Origin of the sequence: Geoalkalibacter sp. (genome assembly GCF_030604225.1) — a bacterium.
In the GTDB taxonomy this organism is placed as follows: domain Bacteria; phylum Desulfobacterota; class Desulfuromonadia; order Desulfuromonadales; family Geoalkalibacteraceae; genus Geoalkalibacter.
On record NZ_JAUVWH010000004.1, the window covers coordinates 12,272 to 27,067 of the forward strand.

The 14,796-nt window shown below is 62.3% G+C and carries 16 protein-coding genes; 14 read left to right on the top strand and 2 right to left on the bottom strand.

From position 1 onward, the window contains the following. The first annotated feature begins 51 nt into the window (after positions 1 to 51). Positions 52 to 1,554 carry an SDR family oxidoreductase gene (locus QAT43_RS01080; RefSeq protein WP_305041175.1) on the top strand — a complete coding sequence of 501 codons (1,503 nt, stop codon included), beginning with the start codon at positions 52 to 54 and terminating at the stop codon, positions 1,552 to 1,554. Between the two features lie 16 nt (positions 1,555 to 1,570). Continuing rightward, positions 1,571 to 2,068 carry an SRPBCC family protein gene (locus QAT43_RS01085; RefSeq protein WP_305041176.1) on the top strand — a complete coding sequence of 166 codons (498 nt, stop codon included), beginning with the start codon at positions 1,571 to 1,573 and terminating at the stop codon, positions 2,066 to 2,068. Positions 2,069 to 2,114: 46 nt separating this feature from the next. Here the strand turns inward: QAT43_RS01085 and QAT43_RS01090 are convergent, their stop codons facing one another. Further along, positions 2,115 to 3,038: a L,D-transpeptidase gene (locus QAT43_RS01090; protein ID WP_305041177.1), complete on the bottom strand. Its 924-nt coding sequence runs from the start codon at positions 3,036 to 3,038 to the stop codon at positions 2,115 to 2,117. Between the two features lie 15 nt (positions 3,039 to 3,053). Next, positions 3,054 to 5,198: a cation:proton antiporter domain-containing protein gene (locus QAT43_RS01095; RefSeq protein ID WP_305041178.1), complete on the bottom strand. Its 2,145-nt coding sequence runs from the start codon at positions 5,196 to 5,198 to the stop codon at positions 3,054 to 3,056. Between the two features lie 168 nt (positions 5,199 to 5,366). Between QAT43_RS01095 and ndk the strand changes: the two genes are divergently transcribed. From ndk to QAT43_RS01155, 12 genes are all read left to right on the top strand, one after another. After that, on the top strand, positions 5,367 to 5,783 hold the full coding sequence (gene ndk, locus QAT43_RS01100) for a nucleoside-diphosphate kinase (RefSeq protein WP_305041179.1): 417 nt from the start codon (positions 5,367 to 5,369) through the stop codon (positions 5,781 to 5,783). Positions 5,784 to 5,873: 90 nt separating this feature from the next. Continuing rightward, positions 5,874 to 6,929, top strand: coding sequence for a 23S rRNA (adenine(2503)-C(2))-methyltransferase RlmN (gene rlmN, locus QAT43_RS01105; protein WP_305041180.1), 1,056 nt, complete (start codon positions 5,874 to 5,876; stop codon positions 6,927 to 6,929). A 25-nt stretch (positions 6,930 to 6,954) separates the two neighbouring features. Next, positions 6,955 to 7,824 carry an S-methyl-5'-thioadenosine phosphorylase gene (mtnP, locus tag QAT43_RS01110; RefSeq protein WP_305041181.1) on the top strand — a complete coding sequence of 290 codons (870 nt, stop codon included), beginning with the start codon at positions 6,955 to 6,957 and terminating at the stop codon, positions 7,822 to 7,824. A gap of 105 nt (positions 7,825 to 7,929) precedes the next feature. Further along, on the top strand, positions 7,930 to 8,847 hold the full coding sequence (locus tag QAT43_RS01115) for a PfkB family carbohydrate kinase (RefSeq protein WP_305041182.1): 918 nt from the start codon (positions 7,930 to 7,932) through the stop codon (positions 8,845 to 8,847). 9 nt (positions 8,848 to 8,856) lie between these two features. Continuing rightward, entirely contained in the window at positions 8,857 to 9,399 is a 543-nt protein-coding gene (locus tag QAT43_RS01120; protein ID WP_305041183.1) for a hypothetical protein, read from the top strand. Between the two features lie 11 nt (positions 9,400 to 9,410). Then, a complete protein-coding gene (locus QAT43_RS01125; RefSeq protein WP_305041184.1) occupies positions 9,411 to 10,160 on the top strand; it encodes a tetratricopeptide repeat protein in 750 nt (249 codons plus the stop codon). Positions 10,161 to 10,232: 72 nt separating this feature from the next. Continuing rightward, a complete protein-coding gene (locus QAT43_RS01130) occupies positions 10,233 to 11,072 on the top strand; it encodes a helix-turn-helix domain-containing protein (RefSeq protein ID WP_305041185.1) in 840 nt (279 codons plus the stop codon). A 10-nt stretch (positions 11,073 to 11,082) separates the two neighbouring features. Beyond that, positions 11,083 to 11,628: a response regulator gene (locus tag QAT43_RS01135; protein ID WP_305041186.1), complete on the top strand. Its 546-nt coding sequence runs from the start codon at positions 11,083 to 11,085 to the stop codon at positions 11,626 to 11,628. After that, complete coding sequence (locus tag QAT43_RS01140; RefSeq protein ID WP_305041187.1) at positions 11,625 to 12,455, top strand: purine-nucleoside phosphorylase; 831 nt, start codon at positions 11,625 to 11,627, stop codon at positions 12,453 to 12,455. The genes QAT43_RS01135 and QAT43_RS01140 overlap by 4 nt, the downstream gene beginning before the upstream one ends. Positions 12,456 to 12,593: 138 nt before the next feature. Beyond that, positions 12,594 to 12,983: a response regulator gene (locus QAT43_RS01145; protein ID WP_305041188.1), complete on the top strand. Its 390-nt coding sequence runs from the start codon at positions 12,594 to 12,596 to the stop codon at positions 12,981 to 12,983. A gap of 32 nt (positions 12,984 to 13,015) precedes the next feature. After that, complete coding sequence (locus QAT43_RS01150) at positions 13,016 to 13,468, top strand: universal stress protein (protein ID WP_305041189.1); 453 nt, start codon at positions 13,016 to 13,018, stop codon at positions 13,466 to 13,468. 153 nt (positions 13,469 to 13,621) lie between these two features. Next, complete coding sequence (locus QAT43_RS01155; protein ID WP_305041190.1) at positions 13,622 to 14,767, top strand: sensor histidine kinase; 1,146 nt, start codon at positions 13,622 to 13,624, stop codon at positions 14,765 to 14,767. The last annotated feature ends 29 nt before the right edge of the window (positions 14,768 to 14,796 follow it).

A 14,796-nucleotide genomic window follows, 5' to 3' on the forward strand; every position in this document is an offset into this window, starting at 1 on the left:
CCCGGAAACGGGGCTTTTTTTGTTTGGGGACACCCGAAAGAGAGGCGACCGATGGAGGTGGATGACAGGGCCGCGCTACCCGTACTCGTGGTCGGCTCGACGGGCTACATCGGCGGGCGCCTGATTCCCCGGCTGTTGCGCGAGGGATATCGGGTGCGGGCCCTTGCCCGCAGTCTGACCAAGGTGCGGGCGCGCTCCTGGGCGGAAAACCCGGGGGTGGAACTGGTCCAGGGCGACGTGCTGGATCGCGGTTCCCTGGAGCGGGCCGCGCGGGGGTGCCGGGCGGCCTATTACCTCGTGCACTCCATGAATCCCGCGACCCGCGATTTTGCCGAGGCCGACCGCAAGGCCGCGGAAAACATGGTCGCCGCCGCCGAGCAGGCGGGCCTGGAGCGCATCGTCTATCTCAGCGGTCTGGGCGAGGAGGGAGCGAGCCTGAGCAAGCATCTGCGCTCGCGGGCCGAGGTGGCCGGGATTCTGCGGCGCGGCGCAACGCCCGTGACGGTTTTGCGAGCCGCCATGATCATCGGCTCAGGCAGCGCGTCCTTTGAGATCCTGCGTTATCTGGTGGAGCGTTTGCCGCTCATGGTGACGCCGCGCTGGGTAGATACCCCCTGTCAGCCCATCGCCGTGCGCAATGTTCTGGAATACCTCGTCGGCTGTCTCGGCACGCCGCTGACCCTGGGTGAAACCTTCGATATCGGCCAGCCCGAGGTGACCACCTACCGCAAATTGATGGAAAGTTATGCCGAGGAGGCGGGATTGCGCCGGCGCCTGATTTTTCCGGTACCGGTCCTGACACCGCGTTTGAGTTCCTACTGGATTCATCTGGTGACGCCGGTACCGGCGGCCTTGGCGCGTCCCCTCGCCGAAGGACTGCGCAACGCCGTCATCTGCCGGGATACGCGCATCCGCGAAATCCTTCCCCAGGAACTTCTCGATTCGCGTCAGGCCATTCGTCTCGCTTTGCAGGATCTGCGGCGGCGCGAGGTGGAAAGCTCCTGGACGGATGCCGGGGAACTGCCGCCGGCGGAATGGGGCGCAGAGCACGATCCCGATTGGGCCGGCGGCACCCTTTACGAGGATCGGCGCAGTGTGCTGGTCGAGGCTTCCCGGGAGCGAGTCTGGGAGGTCGTGGCACGCCTCGGCGGAGAAACCGGTTGGTATTACGCCGACTGGCTCTGGCGGCTGCGCGGTTTGGCCGACCGTCTGGTCGGCGGGGTCGGTTTGCGGCGCGGTCGTCGCGATCCGGTGGAGATCCTGCCCGGGGACGCCCTGGATTTCTGGCGGGTGGTGGCCGTTGAGCCGGGCCGCAGGCTGCTGCTGGCGGCCGAGATGAAACTGCCCGGCCGGGCCCTGCTGGAGATTTCCTTGCACCCCGCTGCGGACCACCGTACCGAGTTGCGTCAAGTTGCCCGTTTCGTGCCCCGGGGGCTCGGCGGCATTCTCTACTGGTCGCTGGTCACGCCTTTGCATTCCCTGGTTTTTCGCGGCATGTTGCACGGCATTGCCCGTCAGGCTCGGTCGGGCCTCAAACCGGTTGCCGGAGGCTGATCCGAGGGGTGCGACCATGAGGCTTCAGCGGCTGTTTTTCCGCCAGCGCCTGCCCGCCACGCTCGAAGAGTGCTGGGCGTTTTTTTCCGATCCGGCAAAACTGCGCGACATCACCCCTGCGTTTCTGGATTTCCGCGTCACCTCGCCTCTGCCGCCGCGCATGCACGCGGGCATGATCGTCAGCTATCGCATCCGCCCCGTGGCGGGGCTCCGCCTCAACTGGGTCACGGAAATCACCCAGGTGCGCGAGCCCTTCTTTTTCGTCGACGAGCAGCGCTTCGGCCCTTACCGCTTCTGGCATCACCAGCACCATTTCCGGCCTGTCGCGGGGGGCGTGGAAATGGATGACGAGGTGCATTACAGCCTGCCGCTGGAACTTCCCGGGGCGCTGCTGGACCGCTTTCTGGTCGCGCCGAAACTGGAGCGGATCTTTGCCTACCGGCGTGCCGTGCTGGAAGAACGCTTCGGGCCTTTCGTGGCGCCCGCCGACCCTGCAATCACCCGCCCGACCTGAACTTCCCCCCAGTCAATTCCTGCGCGGTGGCGAAGCATTTCGCGCCTCAATCGAGGGAGATGCGCACCGGCATGCCGCTCTTCTTATCCAAGGCCAGCCGAATCGCATCGAAATCCACGCGCATGCCGTTGCCCAGGGCGGCTTTTTGCCGCAGGACTTCCGCCAGGGGATCGGCCACTACCCCGCGGTCATCGGGGTGAACCTCGAGATACAGATGCCCGGCTCGCAGACCGAGCTTGATGGGCTGATAGATGATCTCCACCGGGGTGCCCACCTGCACCCGATAGAAAAGATCGCTGATATGCTCCGGGTAGAGCCGGATGCAGCCGCTGCTGACCTCGCGACCGACGCCGAAGGGCTTGTTGGTGCCGTGCAGACCGATGCGTTTGTCGTTGAGTCCCAGCCAGTACTCACCCAGCGGGTTGTTGGGACCGGGCGGCACCGAGGCAGGCAGGTAGGGCTTTTCGGCACGCACCGAGGGGGGCGGTGTCCAGGTCGGATCCTTGGCGCGGTTGGCGACCCGGAACTTGCCCAAGGGCGTTTCGCGTCCTTCACGGCCGATGCCGATGGGGTAAAACCGCACCAGGGTGTCGGCCCCGTCGCGCCAGATGAAATAAAGGCGCTTTTCCGCGAGATTGATCACGATGCCGGGCTGGTTGGAAGGAATCACCGCGACATGCGGCAGAAGCAGTTGCGCGCCCGCGGGAGGCAGCCAGGGATCGACCTCCGGATTGGCCCGTACCAGGGCCTCATAGCCGATGCCGGCGCGCCATGAGAGTTCGATGAGATCCTCGCCCAGGCCGATGATATAGGTGCGCGCCGCGCCGACCACGGGCGCCGGTCCCTGGCCGGTGATCAGGGATTCCTCGCGCGAGCGGGGCTGCCAGGCAAGAGCCGTGCAGGCCCAGGCCAGCAACAGCGCCGTGAGGATGGTTGTGCGAAACACAGGGTGGTTTTTCAGTGACAGCATGGCTGACTCATTTGTTCAGGGTTGTTGACAACGCGCGGAGCGCAGGGATTCCAAACTTCCGACCACGACCAGGACATCCCCGGCGCGCAACATCTCGGCGGGAGAGGGCGAGGTGATCTTTTCCTGACCGCGGCGGATGCCGATGATGGTGATGCCGCACCGCCCGCGCAGATCCAACTCGGCAAGGCTGCGGCCGATCCAGGAGGAGTCGGGCTCCAGGGGAACCTCTTCGATGCGAAAGGCGCCGCCGCTTTGGGCGTCCAAGGGTTCGCGCTCTTCCAGCAGGCGCGCCGCCTGGTCCAGGCTTTCGCGGGAACCGAGCAAAACCAAACGATCCGCCGCCATGAGCAAAAAATCCGGCCCCGGGTCGAAATGGCTGCGTCCGGCGCGATCCACCGCAATAATGCTTACCCCGGTGCGGGCGCGCAGGTCAAGATCGCGGATGTGCATGCCGACGGCCCGAGCGCCGGGACGCAGGCGCACTTCGCCCAGGGTGACCGGCCAGGGGATACCGGCGGAGATGGTGTCTGCGGAGGTGGTCAGATAATCGACGGCCTGCTCGGCGGCATCGACGAACGGCCAGAGAACCTTGTCGGCCCCGGCCTCGCGATACATCTGCGCTTCATCGGGGGTGTGGGCGGTGAGAACGACCTTGCCGGCGAACCCGTGAGCGCGCAGCGCCTTGAGCAGGGTCAGGTTGGCTTCGCGGCCGGGGGTGGCATTGACCACCCATTGGGTCGAATGCAGGGGGAGATGTTCGAGAATCTCCGGGTCCTCGGCATCCCCGTAGCGCACCGGCAGACCCTGCCGGCGGCATTCGGAAACGATTTGCGGGTCGAAGTCGACGCCCAGCACCTTTTTTTTCCGTGCGAGCAGATTGGCGGCAATGTTGCGTCCGTAGCGGCCCAGGCCAAAGAGAATGACGTCGGCATCCTCGCTGCGCTCGCTGCTGTCCTCGTCGTGTTCGCGATGGGGGATGCGCCGCTCGAAAATGCCGAGAAACGGCGAGATGCGCTCGTAGAGCTGATGGCTGTAAATGATCATGTAGGTGGACAGACCGATGGTGATGAGCCCCACGAGGGTCACCAGGCCCATGGTTTCCTGGTCGATGTGCCCAAGGCTCAGGCCCAGCGCCGCCAGGATCAGGGAAAATTCGCTGATCTGCGCCACGGTGAGGCCGGCGAGAAAACCAGTGCGTTTGCGGTAGCCCATGAGGCCCATGATGATCATGACGATGATGGGGTTGCCGACGAGCACGAAGAGGGAAAAGATCAGGGCGGCGCCCAGTTGGGCGCCCAGCACCGAGAGGTCGAGCTGGGAGCCGAGGTTGATGAAAAAGAACAGCAGCAGAAAATCCCGCAGGCTCACCAGGCGCGAGCTGATCGCCTCGCGGTAGGGGGTCGTGGCGAGGGAGATGCCGGCGAGAAAGGCTCCGACCTCCTTGCTGAAACCGAGGACCTCGCCGCCGGTGGCGAGCAGCACCGCCCAGGCAATGGAAAACAGCAGCAGCAGTTCCTGGGAGCGGGCCACCTGGTCCATCAGCCGGGGGAGCACGAAGCGCATCAACAGGCCCACGGCGCCAAGCAGGACCACGCCCTTGACGATGACCCCGAGGCTGGCCAGCAGCAGGCTGTCGGATTCGCCGCCGGCGCCGATGGCGGTGAGCAGGATCATGGCCAGCACCACGGCGATGTCCTGCACGATGAGAAAGCCGATGGCGATGCGCCCGTGCAGCGAGTCGATCTCGCGCTTGTCCGAGAGCAGCTTGACGATGATGATGGTGCTCGAAAAGGTCAGGGCGACGGCCACGTACAGTGCGCCGATGGGGCTCATGCCCAAACCCAGGGCGATGAGAAAGCCGAACACCGAGGTGAACAGCACCTGGCCCAAGCCCGTGGCCAGGGCCACCGGGCCCATGGTGCGGATCAGGTGCAGGTCGAGCTTGAGGCCGACGACGAAGAGCAGGATGGCGATGCCCATTTCCGCCAGCAGGTGCAACTGTTCGTGGGAGGCAACCAGGTTGAGGCCTGAGGGGCCCACCAGAATGCCCACGGCGATGAAGGCGACGATGAGGGGTTGCTTGAGGCGTGTGGCGAGAAACCCGAGAGCTGCACTGATGCCGAGAATCAGCGCCATTTCGGTGAAGATATGTTCCGTCATGTTGAGGTTGGCTTCCTTGGCCGTTGCCGCGTGAGAACCGACGGAAGAAGCGCGGTTCAACGGGGATAAATCTTGACAGCGCCCGCGGGCGATGTTAAAAACGCGTCGAATTTTTTGAATCCTCTATAGTACTGACTCTGTCGTCAAATTCAAGGAGTATACGACATCATGGAAAGAACTTTCGCCATCATCAAGCCCGATGCCTTCGCCGCCGGCCACGCCGGCAAGATTCTGGCCCGCATCCATGCCGAAGGCTTCAAGGTCGTCGGCCTGAAAAAGCTCTACATGAGCAAGGTCGAAGCCGAGGGCTTCTACTACGTGCACAAGGAGCGCCCCTTTTTCGGTGAACTGACCGATTTCATGAGCAGCGGCCCCTGCGTGGTCATGGTGCTGGAGGCTCCCGGCGCCATCAAGAAGTGGCGCGACCTGATGGGCGCCACCGATCCCGCCAAGGCCGATGCGGGCACGCTGCGCAAGGAATTCGGCACCTCCATCGGCGAAAATGCCACTCACGGTTCCGATGCGCCGGAGACGGCCGCCTTCGAGATCCCCTACTTTTTCTCCGGCCTTGAGCTTCTGGGCTGATTTGTCAAGCTTTTCCAAAAGTTAAACCTTGTGAAGCCATAGCCCTTTGGGTACAATCCCGAAGGGCTATTTTTCTGGGTGCCCTTTGCGATGTCCGAGACCACCTTGTCGTCCGAGCCAAAAGTCGATCTGAAAAACCTCGATCTTGACGCCCTCACCGCCTTTCTCGCCGGCTTGGGCAAGGAGCGCTTTCGCGCCCGCCAGATCTTTCGCTGGATGTATCGCCAGGGGGTAAGCGATTTTGCCCGGATGACGGATCTCTCCAAGGAGTTCCGCGCGCAGTTGGCAACGCGGGCCTATGTTTCGCAACTGGCGCCCGAGGCGGTGGAGACCAGTCGCGACGGTACCCGCAAGTATCTGCTGCGCCTGGCTGACGGACAAACCGTGGAAAGCGTGCGCATCCCCATGGATGAGGGGCGCAGTACCCTGTGCATCTCCACTCAGGTGGGTTGCGCCATGCAGTGTGAATTCTGCCTGACCGGCACCTTCGGGCTGATGCGCAATCTCACCCCGGGGGAAATCGTCAACCAGGTCTGCGCCGCCCTGGTCGACGGCCCGGTGAACAACATCGTGCTCATGGGCATGGGCGAGCCCCTGCACAACCTGGACAACGTGGTGACGGCTCTGCGCATTTTTCAGGCCGAGGACGGCTTGAACTACGGTCCGCGCAAGGTCACTCTGTCCACCTGCGGACTGGTGCCGGAAATGGCGGAGCTCGGACGGCGCGTCCGGGTTAATCTGGCGGTGTCGCTCAATGCCACCAGCGACGAGGTGCGTGACCGGCTCATGCCCATCAATCGCCGCTATCCCCTGGCGCAGCTGATGGCGGCCTGTCGCGCCTTTCCCTTGCAGCCGCGTCAGCGCATCACCTTTGAGTACATCGTCATTCGCGACGTCAACGATTCGCCGGCCGACGCCAAGCGGCTGGTCAAGCTGCTGCACGGCATCAAGGCCAAGGTCAACCTGATTCCCTTCAACGAGCATGAGGGATCGTCCTGGCGGGCGCCGACGGCCGAGGCCATGGAAGCCTTCCAGACCTATCTGCTGAGCCGCGACATCGTCGCCATCCGCCGCGCCAGCAAGGGGGCCGACATTTCGGCGGCCTGCGGTCAGCTCAAGGGACGGCTGGAGAAAGATTCGCGCTAACTTTTCCCGGGAGGATTTTCAGTTCATGACTCAACCTGTGATCGGTGTCATCGGCGGCAGCGGCCTCTATCAGATGGAGGATCTGACGGACGTGCGCGAGATACGGATCGACACGCCTTTCGGCGCGCCTTCCGATGCCTACATCACCGGCCTGCTCGGCGGGGTGAAGATGGTGTTTCTGCCACGCCACGGGCGCGGCCATCGCTTTTTGCCCTCCGAGGTCAACTATCGCGCCAATATCTACGGCATGAAAACCCTGGGCGTGGAGCGCATCATCTCCGTGTCGGCTGTGGGCAGCATGAAGGAAGAGATCGTGCCCGGGCACATCGTCATCCCCGATCAGTTCTTCGATCGCACCCAGGGTAAGCGCGCCTCGACCTTTTTCGGCAACGGCGTGGTCGGCCACGTGCAGTTCGCCGATCCGGTGTGCGGCGATCTGGCCCAGGTCCTTTTTTCCGCGGCGGCCGAGGTGGGTGCCGTGGTTCATCGCGGCGGCACCTATCTGTGCATCGAGGGCCCCAATTTCTCGACCCGCGCCGAATCCAACATTTATCGCGGCTGGGGGGTGGACATCATCGGCATGACCAACATTCCCGAGGCGCGCCTGGCGCGGGAAGCGGAAATCTGCTACGCCACCGTCGCGCTGGCCACCGATTACGACTGCTGGCACCATGAGCACGAGGATGTTTCGGTGGAGGCGGTCGTCGCCATCATCCAGAAAAACGTCGCCACGGCGCGCGGCATCTTGCGCGCGGCGGCACGGCGCTTCGACGACGCACGCACCTGTGGTTGCGGCAGCGCCCTGCAGTTCGCCATCATGACGGACAAGACCTTGATTCCCGAGCAGACCCGCAAGGATTTGGCGCCGATTCTCGGGAAGTATCTCGACGTCTGATGGCTTGAAAGGGGCGAAGCAGGTTTTCGCCCGGGGCGGAGTTCTAGCACCGCCCCGGGCGCACGTCGGTGCGCCCCTACATTAAACTCTTTCAGGAATTTAACCATGAGCATACTGGTGGTCGGTTCGGTGGCTTTTGATTCGGTGGAGACTCCTTTCGGCAAGGTGGATGAGGTGCTGGGCGGCTCGGCGACCTATTTTTCCACCTCGGCCAGTTTTTTTACCGACGTCAATCTGGTGGCGGTGGTGGGCGAGGATTTCCCGGCTGAGCATGTGCGGTTCCTGGAAGGACGCAACATCAATCTGGCCGGTCTGCGGACAGCTCCCGGCGCCACCTTTCGCTGGAAAGGGCGCTATGAGTACGATCTCAACGAAGCGCACACCCTCGAAACTCGCCTCAATGTCTTCGAATCCTTCCGCCCTCAATTGCCGGCCGGCTTTGAAGAGGCCCGCTACGTGTTTCTCGCCAACATCGATCCGGAATTGCAACTGGAAGTCTTGCAGCAGGTGAAAAAGCCCAAGCTGGTTGCCTGCGATACCATGAATTTCTGGATCGGAGGCAAGCGTGAAGCACTGAAAAAGACCCTGGCGCATGTCGATCTGTTGATCATCAACGATGCCGAAACGCGCCAATTGGCCGAGGAGCCCAATCTGGTCAAGGCCGCCCGCATCATTCGCGATTTGGGACCGCGCACCCTGGTGGTCAAGCGCGGCGAGTACGGGGTGATCATGTTCCGCGACGATTCGGTTTTCGCCGCGCCGGCCTATCCCCTGGAAGCGGTCTTCGACCCGACGGGGGCCGGTGATACCTTCGCCGGCGGCTTCATGGGCTACCTTGCCGCGACGGACGATCTTTCCGAGGCCAATTTGCGTCAAGCCATCGTTTTCGGCAGCGTGATGGCGTCCTTTACCGTCGAGCAGTTTAGTCTCGATCGGCTCAAGACGCTGGAGAACGAGGAGATCCGCACTCGTTTTCGCCGCTTCAAGCACTTGACGCATTTCGAGGATCTCCGCGAGGCTTAGCCGACGACCATGTTTGCTCTCGAGCCAGAACGATTCTGCCTTGATGTTGCCGCCGGGCAGGTCGTGCGTCTGCTGCGCTCGAGCAATCCGGTGCAAGTGGCGCTCAGCGGCTTTCCCGGCCAGCGTGCCGGTGCTTTTGTATGCATTGTCCGCGCCGCCGTCGGGTTGGACGTTTTTGTCGCCCTGGAGTTGTACGATTCGCGGCGCCTGGTCTTTTATCGCGGTGAGGCGCAGGGGCGGCCGGCCCAGGACGCCGGCGCGCTGGTTGACGAGGGGTTGGCTTTTGTCGAGGCCATGGGATTTCTCATGGTCGACCTGGAGATGGAGGGCCTTGCGCCTGAGCAGCGTGAGCGGTTCTGGGCGCTGCTGCCCCTGTCGACGGGGCGGATTGTCGGCTCGGGCGCGATCCTTCCGGGGGATGCCCTCGCTTCGGCCGTCGCCGTGGCGGGCGTTTCCGGGGCGCGATCGCAGGCTGTGCCCTTGCGGGAAGATATAGAGGCGCGCCGCCGCCAGCTCTTGGATAATCTCGGCCGGATTCTGGCGGCTTTTTAGGAGGTCTGGGTGTGCGCAAGCTGACCATCGTGGTTTCTATTCTGGTTCTGGTTCTGTCCGTGGCGGCCTGTGCCCCGCGCCAGGACGCGGTCAAGCAGGCTGAAGTCCATTACACCCTGGGCGTTGCCTATATGCGCGAGCCCAATCTTCCCGGTGCCTTGCGCGAGTTCCTCAAGGCGGCGGATCTCGATCCGCGCAATGCGCAGATTCAACAGGTCTTGGGACAGACCTATCACCTTATGAAAGCCTATCCCGAGGCCGAGCGCCATTATCTCGAAGCCACACGCCTCGCTCCGCGCGAATCCAGTTATCAAAATAACTTGGGCGCGCTTTATCTCGACATGCAACGCTGGGACGAGGCCATCGTCCACTTTCGCCGGGCCGCCCAGGATCTGCTGTTCGACCAACCCGCCGTGGCGTTGACGGGAATCGGTATGGCGCATTTTCAAAAAGGCAGCTATATCGATGCCGTGGCCGCCTACCAGGAAGCCATCCAGAAAAACCGCCGCTACGCCCCCGCCCGGGTCTACCTCGGCGAAGCCTATAATGCCTTGAATAAACCCGACCTGGCCTTGCAGGAATTTTTGGAGGCCGCACGCGTCGACCCGAGCTATCCCCAGGCGCATTACCAGCTCGGGTTGGCCTACATGAAACAGAACGACCGGGACAAGGCGGCCGCGGCGTTTCGCCAGGTGGTGACGCTTAGCCCTGAATCGGAGACGGGGCGCCTAGCCGAGAGTTATCTGCGCCTGCTTCAATAAAATCGAGATGAGAGCGGGGCTGTCCCCGGTTGCGAAAGAACTATGAGCGAAATTCCGAATTTTGGCGATCAATTGAAGCAACGTCGAGAAGCGCGCGGCTTGTCCCTGGAGGACGTGGCGCAGACCCTGCGGATTCGCCGCCCTTTTCTGGAGGCCCTGGAATCCGAAAGCTGGGACGATCTGCCCGGCGAAGCCTATTTCAAGGGGTTCCTGCGCAGCTATGCCGAATATCTGGGGCTTGACCCGCGCCCCATGCTGGAGAGCTGCCGGCGGCACAAGCCCTCGACCCACTCGTCGTCGACTCCGTTGCTCAAGGTTGAAACCGAATTGGTGGAGCCATCATCCTCAAGGAAAAAAAGTTTTTTCCTTCTTGTCCTGGTTTTGTTGGCGGCGGCGGGCGTCGGCGTTTGGCTGGCCGGCCCCGACCGAATTAAGCCGACATCTCCGATGCCCACCGCGGAATCTCCCGCCGCGCCAGGAGCCGCGTCGAATATCGCAGGTTCCCCAGACCTAGAGGCCGACCTGTCTGTCGGGGAGGGAGAGGGCCTGAGCGAAACGCCCGCGGATGCCGCTCCTCGGGAGGCGTCCGGCGAGGCCTCCGCCACTCCCGGTCCCGGGGCGGCGACGAGCAAGCCGTCGGCGGATGTCCTCGCTCTGATCCAGGAAGGGGGGAGCAGCGTCAGGGTAAGGGCCCATGAAGCAACCCGGCTGGAAATCCTGCTGGATGATCGGCCGGCTCAAACCTATCAGCTGCAGGCCGGCGCGGCGCTGAACTGGACGGCCCGCCTGCGGGCGCATCTGGTCGTGGAAAACCCCGCGGCCATCAGTCTCTGGGTCGATCAGCAACCCGTGGAACTCGTTGGGCGGCATAGCCTGAGCATCACGGCGGTTGCCTCCGGCAGGGAAGAATAGGGGAGGGGCGATGCTGGTCCGCTGCCCCTTGTGCGGTTCCCGTTATCGGGTTCCCGCCGAGCGCCTCACCCCGACGACGCGCATCCGCTGTCCCAAGTGCAATGACGTTTTTAGTTTGCGTGGCGCGAAGGTCGAAATGCCGTCCGCGGAACCCGCTCCTGGTTTGCCTCACCCGACCCGACGGCTCAAGGTTGTCATCATCGAGGATGCCCGGTTTTTCCGCCAGTTGGTACGCGACGTGCTCGCGCCCTTGAACCTCGACATCCACGAAGCGGCCGATGGCCGCGAAGGGTTGGCCCTGATCCGTCAGGAACGGCCCCATCTGGTCATTCTGGACCTCAATCTCCCCCACCTCAACGGCTATGAACTGATGCGCCTGGTTCGCGCCGAACCCACCCTGGAGCACACGCGCCTGCTCGCCATGAGCGGGGTGTTCCGCAAGGAATCCGATCAGGAAGACGCCCTCAAGGCCGGCGCCGACGATTTCATGGGCAAATCCTTCACGCCCGATCTGTTCGTGGAGCGGGTGCGCAAGCTTCTCGACGACAAACGATGACGGCAGATTTTGACCAGGCGGCACGGCGGGTCCGTCGTGATTTCGGCGATGAACCCTTTGATCTGGCGGTTGTCCTGGGTTCGGGGCTTGGCAATCTGACCCAGTCCTTGACGACTCCCCTGAGTCTGGCTTATGCCGAGATCCCCGGATTTCGCCCGACACGCGTGGCCGGGCATGGCGGGAGATTGTGGAGCGGTTTGCTCGGCGGTTGGCGGGTGCTGGTTTTCGAGGGACGCTTCCATGTCTATGAAGGCTACAGTGCCGCGCAGGCGGCTTGTCCGGTTCCCCTGGCCGCCGCCCTCGGCTGCCGCCGCCTGCTTCTGACCAACGCCGCCGGCGGGGTGCGGGACGATTTGCGCCCGGGGGACTTCATGTTCATCAGCGACCACCTCAATCTGCTGGGCGACAATCCGCTGCGCGGTGTCACCGACCAGCCTTTCGTCGATTTGTCCCACCTGTATCGCACCGACCTCTTCCCGGCCTTGCGTGCCCAGGCGGCCGCTCTCGGCTGCGAGCTGCGCGAGGGGGTGCTCGCCGCGCTCTGTGGCCCATCCTATGAAACGCCGGCGGAAATCCGCATGATCGCTCGTTTGGGCGGCGATGCGGTATCCATGTCCACGGTTCCCGAGGCCATTCTGGCGCGCTATCTGGGGTTTGAGGTCGCGGGGCTTTCCCTGATCGCCAACCGTGCGGCCGGCCTGCATCAAGGGCGGCTCACCCATGAGGAGGTGCTCGCCGAAGGTCGGCGCGGCGCCGCGCTCCTCGGTGATCTGGCGGCGGCCCTCATCCGCTGCTGGCAAGCCGCCCCGCCTTTGGCCGCCAGCTGAAATTCCACACCGGTTCCCGCGTCTGGCGGGCGGCGTCCAAATTGTTCCAAAGGATGTCTTTTATCAGGTTTTTGACAGCTTGACAGCCGGCCTTGCCATGCTAAGCTTTATCAGGATTTTTTCCGCGAGGAGTTTTTTTTGGCGCATTCGGTTGGTAAGATTCTCATCGTCGATGACGAAGAAAATGCCCGCATCGGATTGAGCAGGCTGCTCTCCCAGGAGGGCTACGATGTGGAAAGCGTCGGCGACGGGCGTGAGGCTCTGGATTATATCCGAGACCATCAGGTCAGCCTGGTGATCAGTGACATCCATATGCCCGGGATGAACGGCTTGGTCTTCCTGCGTGAACTCCACCGCCACCACCCCGGCATCAACGTGATCATGATTACGGCCTACGGCGGCGTCGAATCCTATCTTGAGGCCATGAATCTCGGCGCCTTTGAGTACATCAACAAACCGGTCAAGCTCAATGAGCTCAAATCGGTCATGAGCAAACTTTTTCGTCCCGGGACGACGGCTACCGCCTGAGGACCCTCTTAGCGAACGCCAGGGGAGGCACCATGAAAGACTTCAAAACCATTGTCTATGCCACGGATTTTTCGGAGAGTTCCGATTATGCCTTTGGTTACGCCCTGTCCTTGGCGCGCAAATTCGAGTCCCGACTGGTGTTGGTTCACGTCATCAACGAACCGGTCGATCTGCGCGGATTCTACGTTCCCCATATCTCCTTCGAGAAACTGGAAGAGGAAATCCAGGAAGGGGCGAATAAGATGATGGAAAAATTTTGCCGCGCCCACCTGGCGGATTACGGCAACTATGAAACCTTCATTTTGCCCGGTATTCCTTACGATGAAATCATCAAGAAAGCCGAAGAGGAAAATGCCGATCTGATCGTCATGGGCACCCATGGACGAACCGGTCTGGATCATGTGCTCTTCGGCAGCACCGCCGAGAAGGTGGTGCGCAAGTCGCCCATTCCGGTCATGACCATACGCGTCACCGAGCCCGAATAGCAGCGCCTGGTTTCAAGGGATCACACCACAAAGGCAGCCTCGGGCTGCCTTTGTGATTTTCCAGCCCTTTGCCCTTGTCAAACAAGCGCGCGCCAAGGTATCCTAGCATCCGTTTTTTCTAAGGTTTTTCGCTCCCACCATGACCGGTATGCCATGAAAGAAAAAATCCTGGTGGTGGATGACGAAAAGGTCATCCTGCAACTCACCTCCATGATCCTGCGCAATAAGGGGTTCGAGGTCGTCACCGCCGACAGCGGCAGGGACGGGCTGGAGGTTCTCGAGCGTGAACCCGTGCCTCTGGTCCTGCTTGATTACATGATGCCGGTGATGGACGGCATGACCGCCCTCAAGCAGATCCGCGAACGCTTTCCCGCGACCTATGTCATCATGTTCACCGGCAAGGGCAGCGAAGAGATCGCCGTCGAGTTGATGAAGGCCGGGGCCTCGGATTACGTGCTCAAGCCCTTCAACAACCAGGATCTGCTCGACCGCATCGAGAATGTGCTGCGCATCCGCCGCATCGAGCTGCACAACGAGGAATTGCGCGCGGAAATCAAGCGCTGGAACCAGGAGCTGGAACAGCGGGTGGCGGAAAAAAGCGCGGAACTCGAGCGCGCGCAGATGGAAATCATTCAGGCGGAAAAACTCGCGGCCTTCGGTCACCTGTCGGCGGGCATGGCCCACGAGATCCGCAATCCCCTCAATTCCATCAGTCTTTTCGCCCAGATTCTCCAATCGGGCCTTTCGGATAACAGTGACCTGCGCGAGTACCCGGAAAAGATCATCAAGGAAGTCGATCGCATCGATGCCATTCTGCGCAAGCTGCTCAATGCCAGCAAGCGGCCGCATGTCGATTTGCAGGGAGTGAATCTGGCCGAGGAGGTTCAACGCGCGCTGGATCTATTCGAGGCCCAGATCCGCATGCAGGGGGTGCGGGTCACGACCGAGCTCGCCGATCCGCCGCCCATTGAGGCCGATGCCCATGAAATCGCCCAGGTCTTCAACAACCTGATCGTCAATGCCCTGTACGAAATGCCCCAGGGTGGTTGCCTGCGCATTTCCCTGCGTCATGACGAGCAATTCATCCATGTGGATCTGTCCGACTCGGGGGGCGGCATTCCCAAGGAAAATCTTTATCGGGTGTTCGATCCCTTCTTTACCACCAAGGACCGCGGCACGGGCCTGGGTCTGTCCGTCGTGCTGCGCATCATCAAAGGGTACGGCGGCCGCATCAACGTTGAGAGTGAGATCGGTCAGGGAACGACCTTTCACATCCAGCTGCCGGTCTCTGCCCCATGATGAAATCCCGGGTGGGTCGAAGGGATTGG

Excerpts from the sequence above, each read along its gene's own strand:
- QAT43_RS01080 (WP_305041175.1), top strand. The coding sequence starts at position 52 with ATGGAGGTGGATGACAGGGCCGCGCTACCCGTACTCGTGGTCGGCTCG.
- QAT43_RS01085 (WP_305041176.1), top strand. The coding sequence starts at position 1,571 with ATGAGGCTTCAGCGGCTGTTTTTCCGCCAGCGCCTGCCCGCCACGCTC.
- QAT43_RS01090 (WP_305041177.1), bottom strand. The coding sequence starts at position 3,038 with ATGCTGTCACTGAAAAACCACCCTGTGTTTCGCACAACCATCCTCACG.
- QAT43_RS01095 (WP_305041178.1), bottom strand. The coding sequence starts at position 5,198 with ATGACGGAACATATCTTCACCGAAATGGCGCTGATTCTCGGCATCAGT.
- ndk (WP_305041179.1), top strand. The coding sequence starts at position 5,367 with ATGGAAAGAACTTTCGCCATCATCAAGCCCGATGCCTTCGCCGCCGGC.
- rlmN (WP_305041180.1), top strand. The coding sequence starts at position 5,874 with ATGTCCGAGACCACCTTGTCGTCCGAGCCAAAAGTCGATCTGAAAAAC.
- mtnP (WP_305041181.1), top strand. The coding sequence starts at position 6,955 with ATGACTCAACCTGTGATCGGTGTCATCGGCGGCAGCGGCCTCTATCAG.
- QAT43_RS01115 (WP_305041182.1), top strand. The coding sequence starts at position 7,930 with ATGAGCATACTGGTGGTCGGTTCGGTGGCTTTTGATTCGGTGGAGACT.
- QAT43_RS01120 (WP_305041183.1), top strand. The coding sequence starts at position 8,857 with ATGTTTGCTCTCGAGCCAGAACGATTCTGCCTTGATGTTGCCGCCGGG.
- QAT43_RS01135 (WP_305041186.1), top strand. The coding sequence starts at position 11,083 with ATGCTGGTCCGCTGCCCCTTGTGCGGTTCCCGTTATCGGGTTCCCGCC.
- QAT43_RS01140 (WP_305041187.1), top strand. The coding sequence starts at position 11,625 with ATGACGGCAGATTTTGACCAGGCGGCACGGCGGGTCCGTCGTGATTTC.
- QAT43_RS01150 (WP_305041189.1), top strand. The coding sequence starts at position 13,016 with ATGAAAGACTTCAAAACCATTGTCTATGCCACGGATTTTTCGGAGAGT.
- QAT43_RS01155 (WP_305041190.1), top strand. The coding sequence starts at position 13,622 with ATGAAAGAAAAAATCCTGGTGGTGGATGACGAAAAGGTCATCCTGCAA.